This is a genomic window from Leisingera sp. NJS204 (assembly GCF_004123675.1).
Taxonomy (GTDB): Bacteria; Pseudomonadota; Alphaproteobacteria; order Rhodobacterales; family Rhodobacteraceae; genus Leisingera.
The window spans coordinates 85,824-103,861 of sequence record NZ_CP035421.1; the positions used below are offsets into that span (position 1 = coordinate 85,824).

Below are 18,038 nucleotides of genomic sequence, written 5' to 3' on the forward strand. Positions count from 1 at the left end.
CACCGCAGAGCTGGACAACCTCAATAAATGCAGGCTGGAGGCTGCAGGCGTAACGTTGAGCAACACCAAAGGAGGATCACGATGTACAAACATATTCTGGTTCCGATTGCCCCGGATCACGGTGCCGATACGGCCCGGTCGCTGGAGGCTGCCCGCCTGCTGGCCGACAGTGATGCCAGGATCACCGCGCTGACAGTGGCTGACGAGATCCCCGGCTATGTGGTTCAGCAGCTGCCGGAGGGCCTGCTGGAAAACACCCGCGCCGAGATGCTGGCGTCGCTGAAGGCGGATCTGGGCGGGGTGGCAGGCATCAAGGCGGATGTGGTCACCGGCCATGCCGGGCGCACGATCACCGATTACGCCGACGCGCATGGCGCCGACTGCATCGTCATCGCCTCGCACCGGCCGGGCCTGCAGGATTATTTCCTCGGCTCGACAGCGGCGCGGGTTGTGCGCCATGCCAAATGCACCGTGGTTGTGATCCGCTAGCGATCCTGCGCCACTGAGCGCCGGAACAGCACCAGGCTGGTTGCCAGCAGAACTGCACCCAGCAGCGCCATCCACAGGAATTCCGGCCAGACGGTCTCAACCCCTGCGCCCTTGAAGACGATGGCCTGGCTGGCGGCCATGTAGTGGCGCGAGGGCAGGAGCGTGGTGGCGGCCTGCAGCCAGACGGGCTGGCTTTCCACCGGGGTTTCGCCGCCTGACAGCATCAGCATCGGCAGGATGGTCAGCATCACCAGCAGCGCAAATTGCGCCATCGAGCGCGCGACCGTTGCCAGAAACACCCCAAGTGCGGTTGCGGTGAACAGAAACAGCGCGGTGCCGCAGAGGAACAGCAGCGTGGAGCCTGCAATGGTGATGTCCAGCACCCCCTGCATCACAAAAGCCAGCGACAGCGCCGCCGCAGCCAGCACCACCGCGGCATTTGCCCAGATCTTGGCCACGGCAATGTCAAAGGGCGACAGCGGCATCGCCAGAAGGTGCTCAATTGTGCCGTGCTCGCGCTCGCGGATCATCGCGGCGCCGGTGAGGATGGTGGTCAGCCACATGATCTGGCCGATCAGCGCGTTGATGCCGGCAAAACGCACGGTGTCGCGGTTCGGGTTGAACGCGCTGCGGATGATGATGCCCAAGGTCTGCGGCGCTGAGAGGTCGGCGCCGATGGCAAAACGGCGGATCTCGGTGCTGAGGATGCTGGTGATGTAACTGGCGCCAATACCTGCCTGTTCCATTGCGGTGGCGTCGATCAGCACCTGAATCTCCGGCACCCGGCCCGCGCGGACGTCCTTTTCAAACCCCGGCGGCACGGCGACGACAAACAGGAAATCGCCCGCATCCATCCGGGCGGCACCGGTGCCCGGTTCGATCTGCACCACCGGCTGAAATTCGGGTGGAAAGAAGGCACCGGCCAGGGTGCGCGACAGGGGAGAGTTGTCCTCGTCCGCAAAGGCGATCGAGGCGTTGTTGACCGAGGTGGCGACCCCTGTCGCCTCCATCACCGGTGCCAGGGTGAAGGACCAGACCAGCAGCGCCATCATCACCCAGTCGCGGCGCAGGCTCATCATCTCCTTGAGACCGAGCCAGAATATGCGGGACAGACGCTGCATCTACTTCTCCTGCGCGCGCAGCGTCAGCGCGGCCAGCAGTGTGAACACCGGCCCGAAGCAGGCCAGCGCCAGGATGTCGGGCAGCAGCGCCTCCCAGCCCAGGCCCTTGGTGAAGGCGCCGACGTTCAGATGCAGAAAGTAGGAGGACGGCCACAGCGAACCGACGGTCCGGGCGCCGCCTTCCAGTGTCGAGACCGGCTGGAGCAAACCGGAGAATTGGATCGTCGGCACCACCGAAGCGATGGCGGTTGCAAAGGTTGCCGCCACCTGGCTGGAGGTCATGGTGGCAATCAGCAGCCCGTAGGAGGTCGCGGCCCAGACATACAGGAGCGCGCCAAGGGCCAGCGGCAGCAGGTCCCCCTTGAGCGGCACCCCGAAGACCGCGATGGTCATCGCCGTGAGCAGCAGGAAGTTCAAATAGGCGATCACGATATAGGGGATCTGCTTGCCGATCAGAAACTCCAGCCGGGTGGTTGGCGTCACGTAGAAATTGGTGACCGATCCCAGCTCCTTTTCCCGCGCGACGCTGACCGCCATCAGCACCGCGGGCAGCATGATCAGCAGGATTGCGGGCATCGCAGGCGCCATTGCGGCGATGCTCTCGAAACTCTGGTTGTAGCGGAAACGCGGCTCTATCCGGGCGGTTTCACCCTGGCTGGCGCCGCTGGCGGCTGCCTGGGCGTTCAGGAAGGTCTGATGCAGACCGGCGGCGTAGCCTTCTACCGTTTCGCCCTTGAAGGGGATGGCGCCATCGACGATCGCCAGCACCTCTGCGGGTTCATCCGCGCGCAGCTTGCGGCCGAAATCCGGGGGCAACTCGATCACCAGCGAAACCTCGCCGGAGACCAGGCGGCTGCGGCCCTCAGCGGCGCTGGCCAAGGGCGGCGTTGGCCGGAAGTAGCGGGAGCCGGAAATCTCCGCCAGGTAGGCGCGGCTTTCGGGGCTTTGCGACAGGTCGAGTGCGGCATAGTCCAGCTCATCGATATCCAGCGAAATGCCGAAGCAGAACACCAGCATCAGGATCACCGAGCCAAGGAAGGCAAAGGCGAGCCGCACCGGGTCGCGCAGGACCTCAACCGTTTCTCGCCGGGCATAAGCCAGGGCGCGGATAAGGGAGCCGCCTGCCGGGGCGGTGCCAGTATGCACGGCGGCTTCTGGAGCGGAAACCGGGACAGGGGGATCGGCCGCCTTGAGGATGGAGACAAAGGCCTGTTCCAAGGTGTCCGCTGACTGCGATGTCATCAGCGCCTTGGGTGTGCCTTCGGCCAGCACCTTGCCCGCGTGCATGAAGGAGACCCGGTCGCAGCGTTCGGCCTCGCCCATGAAATGGGTGGAGACAAAGATCGTCACGCCCTCGTTGCGCGACAGTTCGAGGAGCAGCGCCCAGAACATGTCCCGCGCCTCCGGGTCGACGCCGGAGGTCGGCTCATCCAGGATCAGCACCCGCGGGCGGTGGATCAGCGCAACCGCCAGCGACAGGCGTTGCTTGATGCCCAGCGGCAGGGCGGCGGCCAGAGAGGTGCTGTGCGCCGCCAGGCCGAAGCGCTGCGTCAGTTCGGCGACCCTGGCCTCCCTGTCCCTGATCCCGAATATGCGGGCGTGGAGCTGCAGGTTCTGCTCAACGGTCAGTTCGCCATAAAGCGAAAAAGCCTGGCTCATGTAGCCGGTTTCGCGGCGCATGGCGCGGTTGCGGGCATCCACCGGCTTGCCGAACAGCTGCGCCTCGCCGGAGCTGATGGGCAAGAGGCCGGTCAGCATCTTCATTGTAGTCGACTTGCCGCAGCCGTTGGAGCCGAGAAAGCCGAAGATTTCACCGCGGGCAATGCTGAAGTCGACATGGTCAACCGCAGTGAAATCACCGAAGCGGCGGGTGAGGCCCCGCGCGGTGATGACCGGCTCGCCGCTGTGCGCCGCTGGTACAGAGTGCTGAAGCGGCGGCGGGCTGCCGTTTCCCTGCAGCTGGCGGTAAGCGGTTTCCAGATCGCCGGTCTGGCGCCTCAGGTCGTCCGGCGGCCCCTGGTACAGCACACGGCCTGCATCCATGGCGACGATCCAGTCGAAACTTTGCGCCTCCTCCATATAGGCGGTGGAGACCAGCACGGTGAGGCCGGGGCTTTGCTGCCGGATGGCGCCGATCAGCGCCCAGAACTGGCGGCGCGACAAGGGGTCGACGCCGGTTGTCGGCTCATCCAGCACCAGCAGTTTGGGGTCGTGGATCAGGGCGCAGCAGAGGCCCAGCTTCTGCTTCATGCCGCCGGACAGCCTGCCCATCAGCCGGTCCGCAAAGGGCGCCAGCCCGGTCGCGGTGAGGAGCGATGCGATGCGGGCCTCGCGCTCTGCCGCGCCTTGGCCGAACAGACGCGAGAAGAACTCGAGATTTTCTCGTACGGAGAGTTCGGGGTAGAGGTTGCGGCCCAGCCCCTGCGGCATAAAGGCAATGGCGGGGCAGATGCGGTGCCGGTGCGCGGCGTCGCCGATGGGGCCGCCAAGGACATCTATGGTGCCGGACTGCAGCTTCTTGGCGCCGGTGATCAGGCTGAGGAGGGTCGACTTGCCGACCCCGTCCGGGCCGATGAAGCCCACCAGCCGGCCCGGCGGCAGATCCAAGCAGACCGCGTCCAGCGCGGTATGCTTGCGGTAGCGGTGGCTGACCCCTGCGATGCGTATGCCGGCAATGCCTGCGGCGGCACTCATTCGAACAGTTCAGGCGGGATGCGCCGCTCCAGTGCTTCGGGCCATTCCATGGCGGTGTCGAGCCGGATCACGGCGATGCCGCGCAGGCCCGTCTTCACATGTTCGATCCGCGCCGCCACCAGATCCTGCGGGATGCGGACGCGGACGCGGAACACCAGCTGCTCGCGCTCGCTGAGGGTCTCGACCTGCTTGGGGGTGAACTGGGCCTCTGGCGACACGAAAGTGACGGTGGCGGGAATGGCGTAATCGGGCAGGGCATCCAGCACGATGCGGGCCTCGGCCCCGATCGGCAGAAGCCCGGCCTCGCGGGCGGGCAGGAACACCTCCATATAGATGTTTTCCAGGCTCAGGAGCGTTAGGATCGGTGCCCCGGCGCCCACCACCTCACCCGGCTCCGCCAGCCGGTACAGGACCCGGCCCGGCACCGGCGCGGTTAGGGTGCTGTCCTCGATCTGCGCGGCAATCCGGCGGACCTCTGCCTCTGCCGCTGCGATGCCGGCGTCCGCGGTGGCCACCCGCGCCTTTGCGGCGCCCAGCACCGCCTCGGCGACCTGATGGGCGGTGTCGCGCTCCTCAAACACGGTTTCGGAGATGTTATGCCCGGCCAGCAGGGCGGTGGCACGGTCCAGCTCATGTTCTGCCCGGCGGTGCTCGCTCTGGCGCTGGACAACCAGCGCTTCCGCCTCGGCCTTGGTCTGGCGCGCCAGGGCAGCCTCGGCCTTGGCCCGGTCATGCGCCGCCGACAGCTCATCGGTGTCCATTTCGACCAGAATGCCGCCGGCCGCCACCAGGCTGCCCTCGCCGGCCATCACCTTGGCCACCCGGCCCGCCTGTGCGGGGGCGATCTCGACCTGTTCGGCCTCAATCCGGCCGTTGCCCTGGACGAAGCCATCCGGCAAGTCCGCGCCGTTTTCTGCAACGAGCAGATAGACGGCAGCGGCCGTGAGCAGAACAGCCGCAGCGGCAAAAAGTGCACCGGCAGTTTTTGTCATGGCAAAGCACCCCGTCCCGTTGCTGCACATGCGGAGCCTATCCGGGTTCCGCGCATGCTGCCTTGCTCTGTGTCAATCCTGCGCTGCCGGATTGCCGCTATCATTGGATCATGTGCGGCGGGTACCTGGTTCGGGCCGGGCGGCGCAGAGGCTCCGGAGCAAAGGGGAACGGCGATGATGATGCGGCTGGCAGTAACACTTGCAATTGCGGCAGGCCCGGTCTGGGCGCAGGGCAATGGCCTGGAGGAAGGGCGTGACCTGTTCCTGTACTTCTGCGCTGAATGCCACGGCAAGGATGCGGCAAGCCAGGGGCCGATGGCGGAAATGATGGCTCTGCAGCCGCCTGACCTGACCCATCTGGCCGCGCGCAACAACGGCGCATTCCCCATTGAGGCCGTGGCCAAACAGATTGACGGCCGCCAGCCGGTTGCCGCCCATGGCGATATGCCCATGTTCGGCCCGTCGCTGGATGAGGATCAGTTTGTGACCTTGGCCCTGCCAAGCGGCCAGCCGATGATGGTATCCCGCTCCCTGGGCAGCCTCATCACTTACCTTCAATCGGTGCAAAACCCGCCTGAAGGGACGGATTGACTGGCCCGCTTCAGGCAATTTGCGCAATTTGTACAATCAACATAATTTCGCTTACGCGCTATTGAGTTCACATTGAACCTCTTCAAAATATGGCGGACACGGGCCTAAAAGGGCCAACTTGTCAAAGATCCGATTTTGCCAATTAAATCTGCTCCTTGAGGAGATCTGCAGCATTCTGCGTGGGGTGTGGTGCAAATCTGAGGCCCCCGGGCCGATACCGGCGTTCCAAGGTACTCGGTAAGCCATTCAACAGACTGGCTTTCCCGCCTGCAGAACGCGCCGCGTCAGCGGTTTTCCTTCCTGAACTATGCTGCTTCCCCGCTTTTCCTGGCCGCTTCCCGGGAAACTGAGTGGAATTTTTCCTGAAGCAGAGAAGGAAGACAGCTATGCGTAAACCCTCCCGCTGCAATTGCCGCCGGATCTTCCGCACGCCATAGACCCGCCAGTTCTCTTCGAAAACACGCAGGACCTCGGGCCGCAATGCCGCGTCACGCCGGGCACGGTCCGGCAACCGCGCCGGATCGGCCCGCTTCGCCAGATGCTCGTAATACGTAGAAGGGGCAATCGGCAAGAATGAGCCATGTCGCGCTATTGGTCCGAGGACAATGGCGCCTTCAATGGCTCACTTGTCCAGCACCAGACGCACCGCACGCTCGCGAACCTCGAGAGAATACTTGTTTGGTGTCTTGCTCATTGTGGCTTCAACCTGCTCAGGAGTTGAAGTCTCCGGCAAACCCGGCGCGGTTCAGCTGCCATGATCCTGATAAAGCGGCGGGTTGCCGCTGATACCAACCGTGATTGCGCCGCCAGAGGCAGGCGCGCGCTGCGTCAGCTGCGATTGTGCAGTTGCGGCATCAGGTCGCGTTGCCGTTGTATACGATGGGATGCCGCTGTGGTTTCCGACCGGGGACCTGCCTGGAAGGCGATGAATCCGGCAGGCTAAGCAGCAAAAATTCGCTCATCTTAACGTTGTGTAAACTTCACAAAACTGCCGCTTGACGGATGTTAACCATCCTGTAGGTTGCGCAAAACACGTAATGAGCGTGTTAAACTTTACGCCAACATTTTTCTTGAATCTCTGCCGAAGGCTCCGTCGCGTCATGAATATTATCCTATTTGCACCGCCAAAAATCCTTTTTCAGCATAGTGTTACAGAGTGGATAGATGCGATCGGCCCGAATAGTGTTGTCCTGACCTGCGCCAGTGCCAAAGAGGCGCTGATGCGCAGTTTCCCTGAAGGGCTGGAAATCCGCTTCTTTCAAAATTTCAATGACAGCCCGGCAGTCGAACTGGCGGCGATTGATATCGCGCAATCGCTGGCCGAGCCCCTGTGCGTGGCTCTGGCCGAGATCGACGTGCTGCGGGCAGCGCGGGTGAATGACTACCTTGGACTGTCTGAAAATGCTGCAGTGCAGCTGGAGGTGTTTCGCGACAAATACGCGATGAAGACACGGGCGCAAGAGGCGGGCCTGCCGGGCAGCGAGATGGCGGTGGTCCGCAGCGCGATGGATATCCGCCGTTTTGTTGACAGGCTGGGCTACCCGGTTGTTCTGAAGCCACGGGACGGGCGCGGCTCTAACGGTGTCTGTGTGATCCGGGGTGACGCGGATCTGGCGGCCTGGCTGGCGACGCAATCCGCCTCGACCTTCTACAACACCATGATCGAGCGCTTTGTTGCCGGAGATCATTACATCGTCAACGGGCTCTACGTGGCGGGGCGGCCGATCATGATTTCGCCGGTGCGGGTGCTGACCTCTGCGCTGGATTTCCTGGGCGGGCAGTCACATGATCTGCATATGCTGGAGCCGGCAACGCCCTTGCGTGACCGGCTGGTGGCCTACTCCCGCCGCCTGGTCGAAGAGGTGATGCCATCGCCGCCGACACTGCTGTTTCACCTTGAGGTGTTTGTCAGCCCGGACGGGACCATCATTCTGGGGGAGATCGCCTCGCGGCTGGGGGGAGTGTTCTTCAATCAGGAAATGACCGAGGCCTGGGGCGTCGATCCGCGCATGACCTACCTGCGGGCGATGCAGGATCCGGCGTTTGAAAGGACGCCGATGCCACCGATGATGGCAGAGCCGCAACGGCTGGTTGGTCAGCTCTGCGTGCCGCCACGCGAGGGCGTTCTGCAGAGCGTGCCGCAGAATTGCCCGTTTGACTTTGTGCGGGCCTACCGGATGAGCGGCGTGGCCGGGCGGCACTATGGTCAGATGGCCTTTACCAATGCGGAAATCCTGAATGCGATTGTCGAAGGAGAGAGTGAAGCCGAGTTGCGCGCCCGTCTGCGGCAGCTGGAGGACTGGTTTCACAGCGCCTGCCAGTGGGAAACCAGCGCCGCCGCCTGATCCGTTGCAACCGTCCAATACCCTGGGGCTCAAATAAGGATGTACCACATGAAGATCGCCGTTCTTGGCGCGGGCTATGCCGGTGTCTCGGTCCTGGAAAATCTGGTTTCCACTCTGCCCGATCTGTCGGCGCTTTCGGTGGATGTCTTTGACAAGAGCCGCAGTTTTGGACCCGGTGTTGCCTATCAGGAAGATTCGGAGACCAATCTTCTCAACCGGCCTCTTAAGCTGATGTATCTGTCGCGCCGCAATGATTTCCGCGACTGGCTGGTTCAGTTCGGCGCAAGGGACGCGGCGGCGGATGAGGACGGGTTTTTGCAGCGCGCGCAGTTCGGGCGGTTCCTGCAAAGCCGGTTTGATGATCTGTGCGGCGCTGTGCGCGCTGCCGGCGGGCGGATCCGTATCATCGGGGCCGAGGTGGAGGCGATTGCCCCCAGTCGCCGCCCCGACGCACTTTATCAGCTGTCCTGGGCGGGCAGCGGGTCCGACTATGACATGGTCTATCTGTGCCTGGGCACCAATTTGGAAGCGGACCCCTACGGGTTGAGCGGCACGCCGGGCTATTTCCGTTCGCCCTATCCGGCGGCGCGTCTTCAGGCGTTGCAGCACCTGCGGGTGGGCATACTGGGCTGTCGTCTGACCGCCTATGATGTCGCGCTTGGCGTGAATGGACGTCAGATGCTGATGACCTCGCGCCGGGCAGGGCTGCCCAAGGCGGTCACCGCCTATCGCCCGGTGGCGCTGCGCCATCTGACGGCAGAGGGGCTGGCGGCATTGCGTGACGGCTGTGACGGCGGACGGATCTCGCTCTCTGCGGTGATGGACCTGTTTGAAGCCGAGATGCAGCACCAGGGTGTCGATGTCAGTTTTGCCGAACTGCTGCGCGGTGCCGACAGCGCCGACAATGATCTGGTGTCGAGCATTCTGGCCGAGACAAACATGCTGATCCCGCAGCTTTGGGCCAGCCTGAGTGATCGTGCCAAGGCGGCGTTCCTGCGCCATTTCCATCGGCTCTGGTCGAATATGCGGGTGCCGATCTCGCGCACCAATGCGGACCGGATTGCGGGCTTGCAGGCCAGCGGCGCGCTGAACCATCGCAGCGGCCTGCGCGATGTCACCTTCCGCAAGGGCTGTTATCGCATGGCGTTTGCCGATGGCACTGTTGAGGTCGATGCCGTGATCAATGCAACAGGTCTGCAACGGGGGCTGGATGAGGCCAATCCGCTGATCCGCAGCCTGCTGGAGCAGGGGTTTGCCGAGCGGGATGCAACCGGCGGCATCAAGGTACAGCTGGAGGACTGCCGGGTCACCACCCGCGACGGGCGCCCGTCGCAGGGATTGTTTGCACTGGGTCAGCTGACCTGTGGAACCTTCTACATGGTCAACAATATTGACGTGATCCACCATCAGGCCCGGATTGCCACCCTCTCTGCGCTGGCGCCGGTTGAGACCCAGCGGAGCGTGGGCTGATGCTGCGGAATTTTGCGATCACCCTGCTGCTGGCCTGTGCCGGATCGGCCCTCGGTTATCTGAGCGGGCTGCCATTGGGGCAGCTTCTGGGGGCGGCGGGGCTGGTTCTGATTGCCTGCCGCTTTGGCCTCGTGCTGGCCACGCCGCCTGCGGCCATCGTGGTGATCCAGCTTATTCTGGGGGCCAGCGTCGGGGCGCTGCTCAATGCCGAGATGCTTAAGGGGATGGCGGATCTGACCATCCTTGCAGGACTGCTGATCTGCATGTCGGCGCAGCTGGCGGCCGGATTTACCTGGCTCTACCGGGTCGAGAAATGGTCCCGTGCCGAGAGCCTCTTGGGGGCGGTGCCCGGCGCCATGGCAGCGGTGATGACCCTGACCGGAGAAGAGGGCAGGACATCGGCCAAGATGGTCTTTGCCCATATGGTGCGGATGATCGCGCTGCTGGTTGCGGTGTTCCTGATTGCCGGCCCGCAAGAAGCACCGCAGGAGATTGCCGTGCTGTCCGATGGGCCGGATGGCACCGGCGTATGGACCGGATATGCCTCCTTTTTGCTGCTGGCGGCCGGGGCCTATGCCGCGGGGCGTGTGCTGGAGCGCTTTGCCATGCCGGCACCTTACATGGTCACCGGGCTGATCCTGGCGGCGGGGGCCAACCTTTGGCTTGGCAGTGAGCCGATTGTGGTGCCGGAACCGCTGGTGCTGTTTGCCATGGCGCTGCTTGGGGGGCTGATCGGGATCCGGCTGAAGGACATCACCCGCACCGATATTGCCAGCTATCTGCGGGCCGGGCTGATTGTCACCTCGATTACCTTTGGCATCACCGTGGCTATGGCGTTTGGCTTCAGCCTGCTGACCAGCCAGCCGTTTCTGGTGCTGTTCATGTCCTGGGTGCCTGGCGGTGTTGAAGTCATGGTGGCGACCGCGCTGGCGCTGGGGTTGGAGCCTGCCTTTGTGATGCTGAATCACGTGCTGCGGATGTCGGTGCTGCATATCGCACCGATGTTTATGAGCCGCGACTTCTTCCGGCCCGAACCGCAGGACACCGAAACGACCACACTAAAGGGGGGACGCCATGTCTGAGCCCAAGCACAATATCCTGATGATCGGCGGGCGCGACCACACCTTTGTCCGCATTGATGAAATGGGGCTGCGCTATAGCGCGCTTCAGATCCGCGCCCATCTGACTGATCACCTGCTTGATCATGCCGAAACCGTTGTGGTGACGGACTATGAGGATATCGAAAACAGCGTGGCGCTGGCCCGGGCGCTGCATCGCAACACGCCGTTTGATGCGGTGTTCTCGTTTGCTGAGTATGGCTTCCTCACTGCCGCGCATATCGCCGAGGCGCTGGATCTGCCCAGCAATTGCCAAATACCGGCAGTGCGGCTGACCCGCAATAAGCGGCGGATGCGGGAGGCGCTGCGCGGATGCGGGATTGAGGATGTGCCCTTTGCCCGGGTGCGCTCTGCGGATGAGATCGCCGGCTTTGCGGCGCGCCACGGCGACTCCATTATCAAACCGGCAGAGGGCGGCGGAAGCGAGGGGGTCCATTTCATTGATGCCACGACGGATATCAGCACCGCGCTGTCACGCGCTCTGCAGGCGGGCCGCGAGGAGCTGATCGCGGAGGCTTTCATTCCCGGCCCGGAGTACAGCGTCGAAACCATGTCGGTGGAGGGCGCGCACCGGGTGCTGGCCATCACCGAAAAAACCACCAGCGGGGCGCCGTATTTCATTGAAAGCGGCCATGTCCAGCCGGCCGCATTGGGCGCTGATGACGCGGTTCGCATTGGTGAGCGGGTCCGCGTGCTGCTGGATGCGGTCGGCTACCGGACCGGACCGGCCCATACCGAAGTAAAACTGCACAACGGGGCGGTCTATGTGATCGAGACCCAGACCCGCAATGGCGGCGATCAAATCTGGGAACTGACCTTGGAAACCACCGGCGTGGATGTTTTCAAGGAGACTTTTGCCGCGATCTTGGGGCTGGAGTATAGCGCGCCGCCCCCCGCCGCGCGGGCAATGGCGATCCGCTATATGCTGGCGCAGGACCGGGTGCTGGACGCAATCACCGGCCTGGACTGCGCCGCCAGTGCCGAGGGCGTGACGCGGGTGCATTCCTCGGCCAAGCCCGGCACCCGCTATGATACCGTATTGTCGGCTGCGTCGCGGGTGGCCTATGTGCTGGCGCGCGGCGACAACCGGGAACAGGCGCTGGCCCATGCCAAGGCAGCCGTTGCCCGGATCGAGCTGAGGTGATCCGGCAGGATCACGCGGCGCTCCTCCTCCATTTCCATCTTCAATCCCTGATCCATGACAAGGAGCCAGACCATGGCCATTGCCATTCACGACCCGACTCTGCGCGACGGTAACCACGCCATTGCCCACACACTCAGCCTTGATGATATCGCCGCCTATTGCCGGACCGTTGATGGCTGCGGGCTGGATGTGGTCGAGGTTGGACATGGCAACGGGCTGGGGGCATCCTCCCTGCAGCTGGGCATGGCGCGCCATGCAGACCGCGAGATGCTGGAAACGGCCCGCGCCAATCTGAACTGCACCAAGCTGGGCATTCATGCGATCCCCGGTTTCGCAAAGATTTCCGACATCAGATCGGCCATTGATGCCGGTGTTGATGTGTTCCGCATTGCCGCGCATTGTACCGAGGGCGATCTGACCCAAAGCTATATCGAATATGCCCGCAGCCAGGACAAATATGTGCAGGGCGTGCTGATGATGACCCATATGGCGCCTGCGGAGGTGCTGCTGGCGCAGGCGCAGCGTCAGGTCTCCTATGGCGCAAACGCCATTGTCCTGATGGATTCCGCGGGCAACTACGACCCGCGCGACACAAGCGAGAAGATTGGCATGCTGGCCGCTGAACTGGATGTGCCGGTCGGCTTTCACGCCCATAACAATCTGGGGCTCGCAATTGCCAATTCGGTTGCTGCAGCCGAAGCGGGGGCGACCATATTGGATGGCACTATGCGCGGGTTTGGGGCCGGTGCCGGCAATACCCAGCTGGAGGTGCTCTGCGCGGTGCTGGAACGCTACGGCTTTGAGACCGGCACCGATGTTTTTGCGCTCTGCGAGGCGGTCGAGGCGCTGCCGGAGCTGCCGCCGGTGCAGCGGCGCACGATCGTGGGGACCTCCAATCTGATCAGCGGCATCTATGGCGTCTGCGCCGGATTCGAAAAACATGTGACCCGTGCGGCGCAGGATTTCGGTGTCGCGCCCCGCTACATCTACGAGGAACTGTCGCGCTGCAACGCCGTTGCCGGGCAGGAGGATCTGATCATCTCAGCTGCGGCGCACCTGTCCAAGACGCCACCCGAAACATCGGCGCAACCGCGTAAAGGAGTGACAGCATGACCCTGAGAACCGCCATCATCGGCAGCGGAAACATCGGCTGTGACGTGCTGTGCAAGGTGCAGCGTTCGGCGCTGCTGGATTGCACATTGTTTGCCGGGCGCAACGCATCCTCGCCCGGGCTGGCACTGGCGCGTGCGCGGGGCGTTCCGGTAACGGACCGCGGCGCCGAGGGGTTGTTTGCTGCGCTCGACAGTTTTGACGTGGTGTTTGACGCGACATCCTCGGCCGCGCATCAGGCCCATGCGCCGGCGCTGGAGGCGGCAGGCAAAGTGGTGGTCAATCTGACCCCGGCTCCGAACGGGGCGCTTTGCGTGCCGTCACTGAATGGCGATGCGCTGTTGAAGGCCGGCAATATCAATATGATCACCTGCGGCGGTCAGGCCTCGATCCCGATTGCGCAGGCCATGACCCAGGCCAACCCGGATATCAATTATCTTGAGGTGGTCTCGTCAATCAGCGCCGAAAGCGCGGGTCCGGCGACGCGGCTGAACCTCAATCACTATATCGAAACGACCGAAAGCGCGCTGAGGCAGTTCACCGGGTGTTCCAACGTCAAAGCGATCCTGAATATCAACCCGGCCAAGCCCAATGTCTATATGCAGACCGCGATTTCGGCGCTGGCGGCGCATCATGACCTTGCAGCGGCCAAGGCGGCCATCGCCAAGGCGGTGGCGCGGTTGCGGGCGGCGGTGCCGGGTTACGACGTGATTGTCGAGCCGCATGTCACCGGGGACCGGTTGTTCACCATGGTGCGGGTGACCGGTGCCGGTGACTATCTCGATCCATCGGCCGGCAATCTGGACATCATCACGGCGGCGGCCACAAAGATGGCCGAAGCCATTGCCCGTGCTGGAGGCAGGCGGGGCGCAGCCCCGGCGGTGCCGCAACCGATGGAGAGCGTGGCGTGATGGACCGCTTAGACAACCGCCCGGATGCTGCTGCCCGCTTGGCCGGGGGAGGGTGCCATGCCTGATCTGGCCAATGCACATCGCAACACACCGTTCTGTCCGATCCTTGAGCTGGCAGGCCGCATTCAGGCGCGGGACAGGCCGGTGGTGGATTTCTCCATCGGGGTGCCAAATTTCACGCCGCCGCAGCGGGTCTATGACGCTGCCATTGCCGCCGTCCATGCGGATCAGTGCCGCTATGGTCCCAGTCGCGGCGAGGCAGGGCTGATCGCTGCCTATCTGCATTATTTGACGCAGTTGGGGCTGGACCGCTTCGGGCCGGAGAACATCGCGGCGGGGCAAGGCGGCAAACATCTGCTTTATTCACTGTTTCAGGTGCTGTTTGAGCCCGGTGATACCGTGGTCATTCCTGCCCCCTGCTGGCCGACCTATTTTGACATTGCCCGGTTGAGCGGGGTTGCAGTGCGCACGCCCTATTGCGGGCTGCATCAGGGCTATAAACTGGATCCGGCAACACTGGAGGCGGTGCTGGGCGGGCAGGTTGTGGCACTGGTGCTGAACAACCCGTCCAACCCCACCGGTGCACTTTACAGCATGGCAGAGCTGGCGGCACTGGCCGAGGTGCTGCGCCGCCACGACGTCTGGATCATCAGCGATGATGTCTACCAACGCTTTGTCTATACGGATGATCCCTGTCCGCACTTACTGGATATCGCGCCCGATCTGGCACCCCGGATAATCAAGGTGGACAGTATTTCAAAGCTTTACGGGATGCCGGGCTGGCGTGCAGGGCTGTTGGCCGCGCCGCCTGAGGTGGCGGATGCGGTGGCGACGCTAAACAGCAATTCGATTTCCAACATGCCGCCTGTCGTTGCCGCCGCCGCGGCCGAGGCGCTCTGCGGCGATCAGGGGTTTTCGCAACGGATGACGTCCGGCTACCGGGCGCGGCGGGACATCCTGCTGACCGCCTTTGACAGCGCGCCGCAGATCCGCTGCGCCCGCCCCGGGGGCGCGTTCTATCTATTCCCCGACATCTCGCGGGTGTTCGGGTCCATGCACGGCGGGAAGATGATCAGCACCGATCAGGATCTCTGCAATTTGCTGCTGGAGGAATATGGCGTTGCGGCTGTGCCCGGGCGCCATTTCGGGGCGCCGGACAATATTCGCCTGTCCTATGCGATTGACGCCGATCAGGTCCGGCAGGGGGCACGTCAGATCCTGCGATGTCTGGCAGAGCTGGAGGAGACGCCCGGAAAACGGCAATCTTCTCAGCCCCTCCCGACGGCACAGACGCCGGTGATGGAGGTGGTTTCCTGACACAGCTGGGGCGGGCAGGCAGCAGGTTGCGGATATCAGGAAGCGTGCGCCCAGTGGCATCGGCCCCCAGCCAAACATCGGTGGCAGGCGGATATGGCGAAGCAGATGGCCCACAGGCCTTCCGGATCGCCCCCCCAATGACAAACACATAATCATCGCGGGGAAGTCCAGAGGGGGCAGCACATTCCCCGGCAGTAAAATACCGCTACTGGCTTTGCAGCCAATCGGCAAAGGCCTCGACGCTGGACTGCAGCCTGCTTTGCCGCGGACGCACCAGGAAATAGCCATAGTCCGTCAATGCGTGGTCCGACAGGCGGAACAGCTTGGCCTCTTCCAGCTCGCGCGCAATCATCGCGTCCATCAGCGCAATCCCCTGCCCGTCGATGACCGCCTGCACCCGCACGTTGGGGTCGGGGATGATCAGCGCATCACGGCGCGCCTGCTGCGGCAGCCCCGCCGCCTGCTGCCAATCGGTCCAGGCGTTGCTGTCATCGTGGTCGCGCAACAGCGTCATGCTGGCAACCGCCTGCGCGATGCCGTGCCGCGCCACCTGCTCCAGCGCCGCCGAATTGCCAACGGGATAGGCCGGGCAAGGCAGAAACGGGGTGATCTCCCCATCCTCCCACTGGCCGCTGCCCCAGCGGATCGCGATATCCACGCCCTGCGCTTCCAGATCGAACAGCCGGATCATCGGCTGCAGCCGCAGCTGGATATCCGGGTGCTCTTGCATGAACGACATCAGCCGCGGCGACAGCCAGCGGGCGGCAAAATAGGTCGAGACACCTACCGTCAGCGTACGGCTGGAGACGCCCTTCAGCGCCAGAATCCCGGCCTCGATATCCTCGTAATGGCTTTGACAGGCGGCCAGCAGCTTTTGCCCTGCTGCAGTGATCTCCACCCCGCGGGCATTGCGCCGGAACAGGGCAAGCCCCAGCTCCGCCTCCAGCGTTTTGACCTGATAGCTGACCGCGCCCTTGGTCATGTTCAGCGCCCCGGCGGCATCTGAAAAACTGCGGTGGCGGGCGATTTCAACAAACAGCCGCAGGCTGTCGTGGTGGCGGAATTCTACAGACATAAGGCAAGCGTATAAATTTCCTGAACGCTGCGCACAAATAAAATCGATTGCCGGACGCGCAGATTCCCAAAATATAGACCCCGGAATATTCACTCGGGAGGTTTCAAGTTGGGAAATATGAACGCTGATACACATATCACCCAGCGAGGCCGGTCGCGCCGGGGGCGGCTGACCCGGCACAATACCCCGCAGGCAATACCAGTGTATCAGCGCCGCAAGATCCCCGCTTATGATCTGCTGGACGAGACTGCACTGGCCCGGATCGAGACCCAGGCGGACTGGATCCTGGAACATATCGGGGTTGAATTCCGCGGCGACGGTATTGCCCTCGGGCTGCTGGCTGAGGCCGGCGCGCAGGTTGATGGCGCCCGCGTCCGCTTTGCGCCGGGCCTGGCCCGGCAGCTCTGCGCCACCGCACCTGGTGAATTCCAGCTGCATGGCCGCGACCCTGCCCGCACGGTCACCCTGGGCGGCAGCAATCTGGTGCTGATGCCGGGCTACGGCTCGCCCTTTGTCAGCGATCTGGCGCAGGGCCGCCGCTATGCCACGCTGGCGGATTTCGAAAACTTCGTGAAGCTGTCGCATCTGTCCCCCGCGCTGCACCATTCCGGCGGCACCGTGGTAGAGCCGACAGACGTGCCGGTGAACAAGCGCCATCTCGACATGATGCTGGCGCATCTCACCCTGTCGGACAAACCGTTCATGGGCGGCGTCACCTCCGCCCAGGGCGCGCAGGACAGCATTGATATGGCGCGGATCGCCTTTGGCGCGGACTTCCTGGACCGCCACGCGGTGATGCAGGCCAATATCAACGTCAACTCGCCGATGATCTATGACGAAACCATGTCCGGCGCCCTGCGCGTCTACGCAGCGGCCAATCAATGCGTCTGCATCTCACCGGCGATCTTTGCCGGCGCCATGGGTCCGCTCTCTCCCGCCGCCGTTGCGGCGCAAACCCTGGCCGAGGCGATGGTGGGCATTGCCCTTGCCCAACTGGTGCGCCCCGGCTGCCCGGTGGTGTTCGGCAGCTTCCATTCCTCGATGAACCTGCGCAGCGGCGCGCTGACTTTCGGCTCGCCCGAGGCCAATCTGACCACCATGGCAATCACCCAGCTGGGCCGCCGGCTGGGGGTGCCGGTGCGGTCGGGCGGCGGCCATGTCACCGCTTCAAACGCGCCCGACGGGCAGGCGATGCAGGACAGCGCCGGCGCGATGTGGGCGACGCTGCTGTCCGGCGGCCATCAGGTCTGGCACGCGGCGGGCTGGCTCGAGGGAGGGCTGGTGATGTCTTACGAGAAATTCATCATGGACCTTGACCACTGCGGCGCACTGCTGAAGATGCTGCAAGGCTTCACCGTGGAAGACGAAGACTTTGGCCGCGATGCCTACGGCGAGGCCGGGCCGGGCGGGAATTTCCTGTCCACCGGCCACACCCTGCGCCACTACACCACCGCCAATTACGAGCCGCAGATCCCCGATGCCGGCCCCTATGAGACATGGGACGAAAACGGCCGCCTGACTGCAGATCAGCGCGCAACAGCACGCTGGCAGCAGATGCTGGCAGAGTATCAGCCGCCGCCGATGCCGGACAGCACCCGCACCGCCCTGAATGATTTCGTGGCAAGGCGCAAAGCCGCCGTGCCCGACGAATGGTATTGAAA

Annotated in this window: 14 protein-coding genes and 1 pseudogene; 10 read left to right on the top strand and 5 right to left on the bottom strand. The window is 63.6% G+C overall.

Features of this window, described 5'->3' with window-relative positions:
• Positions 1-81: 81 nt before the first annotated feature.
• Positions 82-489 (top strand): universal stress protein, encoded by a 408-nt coding sequence (locus ETW24_RS22800; RefSeq protein ID WP_129373387.1) that lies wholly within the window; start codon positions 82-84, stop codon positions 487-489.
• On the opposite strand, the gene ETW24_RS22805 is transcribed toward ETW24_RS22800, so the two are convergent.
• Genes ETW24_RS22805 through ETW24_RS22815 form a run of 3 tightly spaced genes read right to left on the bottom strand, consistent with a single transcriptional unit; the run spans position 486 to position 5,296 of the window.
• Positions 486-1,610, bottom strand: a complete 1,125-nt coding sequence (locus tag ETW24_RS22805) for an ABC transporter permease (RefSeq protein WP_129373388.1) — start codon at positions 1,608-1,610, stop codon at positions 486-488. The genes ETW24_RS22800 and ETW24_RS22805 overlap by 4 nt on opposite strands.
• The gene (rbbA, locus tag ETW24_RS22810) at positions 1,611-4,304 is read right to left on the bottom strand and encodes a ribosome-associated ATPase/putative transporter RbbA (RefSeq protein ID WP_129373389.1); all 2,694 of its coding nucleotides are present in this window, start codon (positions 4,302-4,304) and stop codon (positions 1,611-1,613) included.
• Positions 4,301-5,296, bottom strand: a complete 996-nt coding sequence (locus ETW24_RS22815; RefSeq protein ID WP_129373390.1) for an HlyD family secretion protein — start codon at positions 5,294-5,296, stop codon at positions 4,301-4,303. Before ETW24_RS22815 ends, rbbA begins: the two co-directional genes overlap by 4 nt.
• Positions 5,297-5,470: 174 nt before the next feature.
• Between ETW24_RS22815 and ETW24_RS22820 the strand changes: the two genes are divergently transcribed.
• Positions 5,471-5,887 (top strand): c-type cytochrome, encoded by a 417-nt coding sequence (locus ETW24_RS22820; RefSeq protein ID WP_129373391.1) that lies wholly within the window; start codon positions 5,471-5,473, stop codon positions 5,885-5,887.
• Between the two features lie 382 nt (positions 5,888-6,269).
• Here ETW24_RS22820 and ETW24_RS25045 read toward each other — a convergent pair.
• Positions 6,270-6,482: pseudogene (locus ETW24_RS25045) on the bottom strand (IS3 family transposase); the annotation flags it as partial.
• 625 nt (positions 6,483-7,107) lie between these two features.
• Between ETW24_RS25045 and ETW24_RS22825 the strand changes: the two are divergent.
• From ETW24_RS22825 to ETW24_RS22855, 7 genes are all read left to right on the top strand, one after another.
• Positions 7,108-8,232, top strand: coding sequence for an ATP-grasp domain-containing protein (locus ETW24_RS22825; RefSeq protein WP_254695790.1), 1,125 nt, complete (start codon positions 7,108-7,110; stop codon positions 8,230-8,232).
• A gap of 48 nt (positions 8,233-8,280) precedes the next feature.
• Entirely contained in the window at positions 8,281-9,702 is a 1,422-nt protein-coding gene (locus ETW24_RS22830) for an FAD/NAD(P)-binding protein (RefSeq protein WP_164982832.1), read from the top strand.
• On the top strand, positions 9,702-10,784 hold the full coding sequence (locus tag ETW24_RS22835; RefSeq protein ID WP_129373394.1) for an AbrB family transcriptional regulator: 1,083 nt from the start codon (positions 9,702-9,704) through the stop codon (positions 10,782-10,784). The genes ETW24_RS22830 and ETW24_RS22835 overlap by 1 nt, the downstream gene beginning before the upstream one ends.
• Complete coding sequence (locus ETW24_RS22840) at positions 10,777-11,964, top strand: ATP-grasp domain-containing protein (protein ID WP_129373395.1); 1,188 nt, start codon at positions 10,777-10,779, stop codon at positions 11,962-11,964. Before ETW24_RS22835 ends, ETW24_RS22840 begins: the two co-directional genes overlap by 8 nt.
• 72 nt (positions 11,965-12,036) lie before the next feature.
• Positions 12,037-13,077: a 4-hydroxy-2-oxovalerate aldolase gene (gene dmpG, locus ETW24_RS22845; protein ID WP_129373396.1), complete on the top strand. Its 1,041-nt coding sequence runs from the start codon at positions 12,037-12,039 to the stop codon at positions 13,075-13,077.
• The gene (locus ETW24_RS22850; RefSeq protein WP_129373397.1) at positions 13,074-13,985 is read left to right on the top strand and encodes an acetaldehyde dehydrogenase (acetylating); all 912 of its coding nucleotides are present in this window, start codon (positions 13,074-13,076) and stop codon (positions 13,983-13,985) included. The genes dmpG and ETW24_RS22850 overlap by 4 nt, the downstream gene beginning before the upstream one ends.
• 57 nt (positions 13,986-14,042) lie before the next feature.
• Positions 14,043-15,302, top strand: coding sequence for an aminotransferase class I/II-fold pyridoxal phosphate-dependent enzyme (locus ETW24_RS22855; protein WP_164982833.1), 1,260 nt, complete (start codon positions 14,043-14,045; stop codon positions 15,300-15,302).
• A 205-nt stretch (positions 15,303-15,507) separates the two neighbouring features.
• Here ETW24_RS22855 and ETW24_RS22860 read toward each other — a convergent pair whose 3' ends face one another.
• Complete coding sequence (locus ETW24_RS22860) at positions 15,508-16,377, bottom strand: LysR substrate-binding domain-containing protein (RefSeq protein WP_164982834.1); 870 nt, start codon at positions 16,375-16,377, stop codon at positions 15,508-15,510.
• A 117-nt stretch (positions 16,378-16,494) separates the two neighbouring features.
• On the opposite strand from ETW24_RS22860, the gene ETW24_RS22865 reads away from it, so the two are divergent.
• Positions 16,495-18,036 carry a trimethylamine methyltransferase family protein gene (locus ETW24_RS22865; RefSeq protein ID WP_129373400.1) on the top strand — a complete coding sequence of 514 codons (1,542 nt, stop codon included), beginning with the start codon at positions 16,495-16,497 and terminating at the stop codon, positions 18,034-18,036.
• Positions 18,037-18,038 lie beyond the last annotated feature (2 nt).

Coding starts and splice junctions, on each gene's coding strand:
- ETW24_RS22830 (WP_164982832.1), top strand. CDS start 8,281: ATGAAGATCGCCGTTCTTGGCGCGGGCTATGCCGGTGTCTCGGTCCTG.
- dmpG (WP_129373396.1), top strand. CDS start 12,037: ATGGCCATTGCCATTCACGACCCGACTCTGCGCGACGGTAACCACGCC.
- ETW24_RS22850 (WP_129373397.1), top strand. CDS start 13,074: ATGACCCTGAGAACCGCCATCATCGGCAGCGGAAACATCGGCTGTGAC.
- ETW24_RS22835 (WP_129373394.1), top strand. CDS start 9,702: ATGCTGCGGAATTTTGCGATCACCCTGCTGCTGGCCTGTGCCGGATCG.
- ETW24_RS22825 (WP_254695790.1), top strand. CDS start 7,108: ATGCGCAGTTTCCCTGAAGGGCTGGAAATCCGCTTCTTTCAAAATTTC.
- ETW24_RS22840 (WP_129373395.1), top strand. CDS start 10,777: ATGTCTGAGCCCAAGCACAATATCCTGATGATCGGCGGGCGCGACCAC.
- ETW24_RS22855 (WP_164982833.1), top strand. CDS start 14,043: ATGCCTGATCTGGCCAATGCACATCGCAACACACCGTTCTGTCCGATC.
- ETW24_RS22815 (WP_129373390.1), bottom strand. CDS start 5,296: ATGACAAAAACTGCCGGTGCACTTTTTGCCGCTGCGGCTGTTCTGCTC.
- ETW24_RS22865 (WP_129373400.1), top strand. CDS start 16,495: ATGAACGCTGATACACATATCACCCAGCGAGGCCGGTCGCGCCGGGGG.
- ETW24_RS22800 (WP_129373387.1), top strand. CDS start 82: ATGTACAAACATATTCTGGTTCCGATTGCCCCGGATCACGGTGCCGAT.
- rbbA (WP_129373389.1), bottom strand. CDS start 4,304: ATGAGTGCCGCCGCAGGCATTGCCGGCATACGCATCGCAGGGGTCAGC.
- ETW24_RS22805 (WP_129373388.1), bottom strand. CDS start 1,610: ATGCAGCGTCTGTCCCGCATATTCTGGCTCGGTCTCAAGGAGATGATG.
- ETW24_RS22860 (WP_164982834.1), bottom strand. CDS start 16,377: ATGTCTGTAGAATTCCGCCACCACGACAGCCTGCGGCTGTTTGTTGAA.
- ETW24_RS22820 (WP_129373391.1), top strand. CDS start 5,471: ATGATGATGCGGCTGGCAGTAACACTTGCAATTGCGGCAGGCCCGGTC.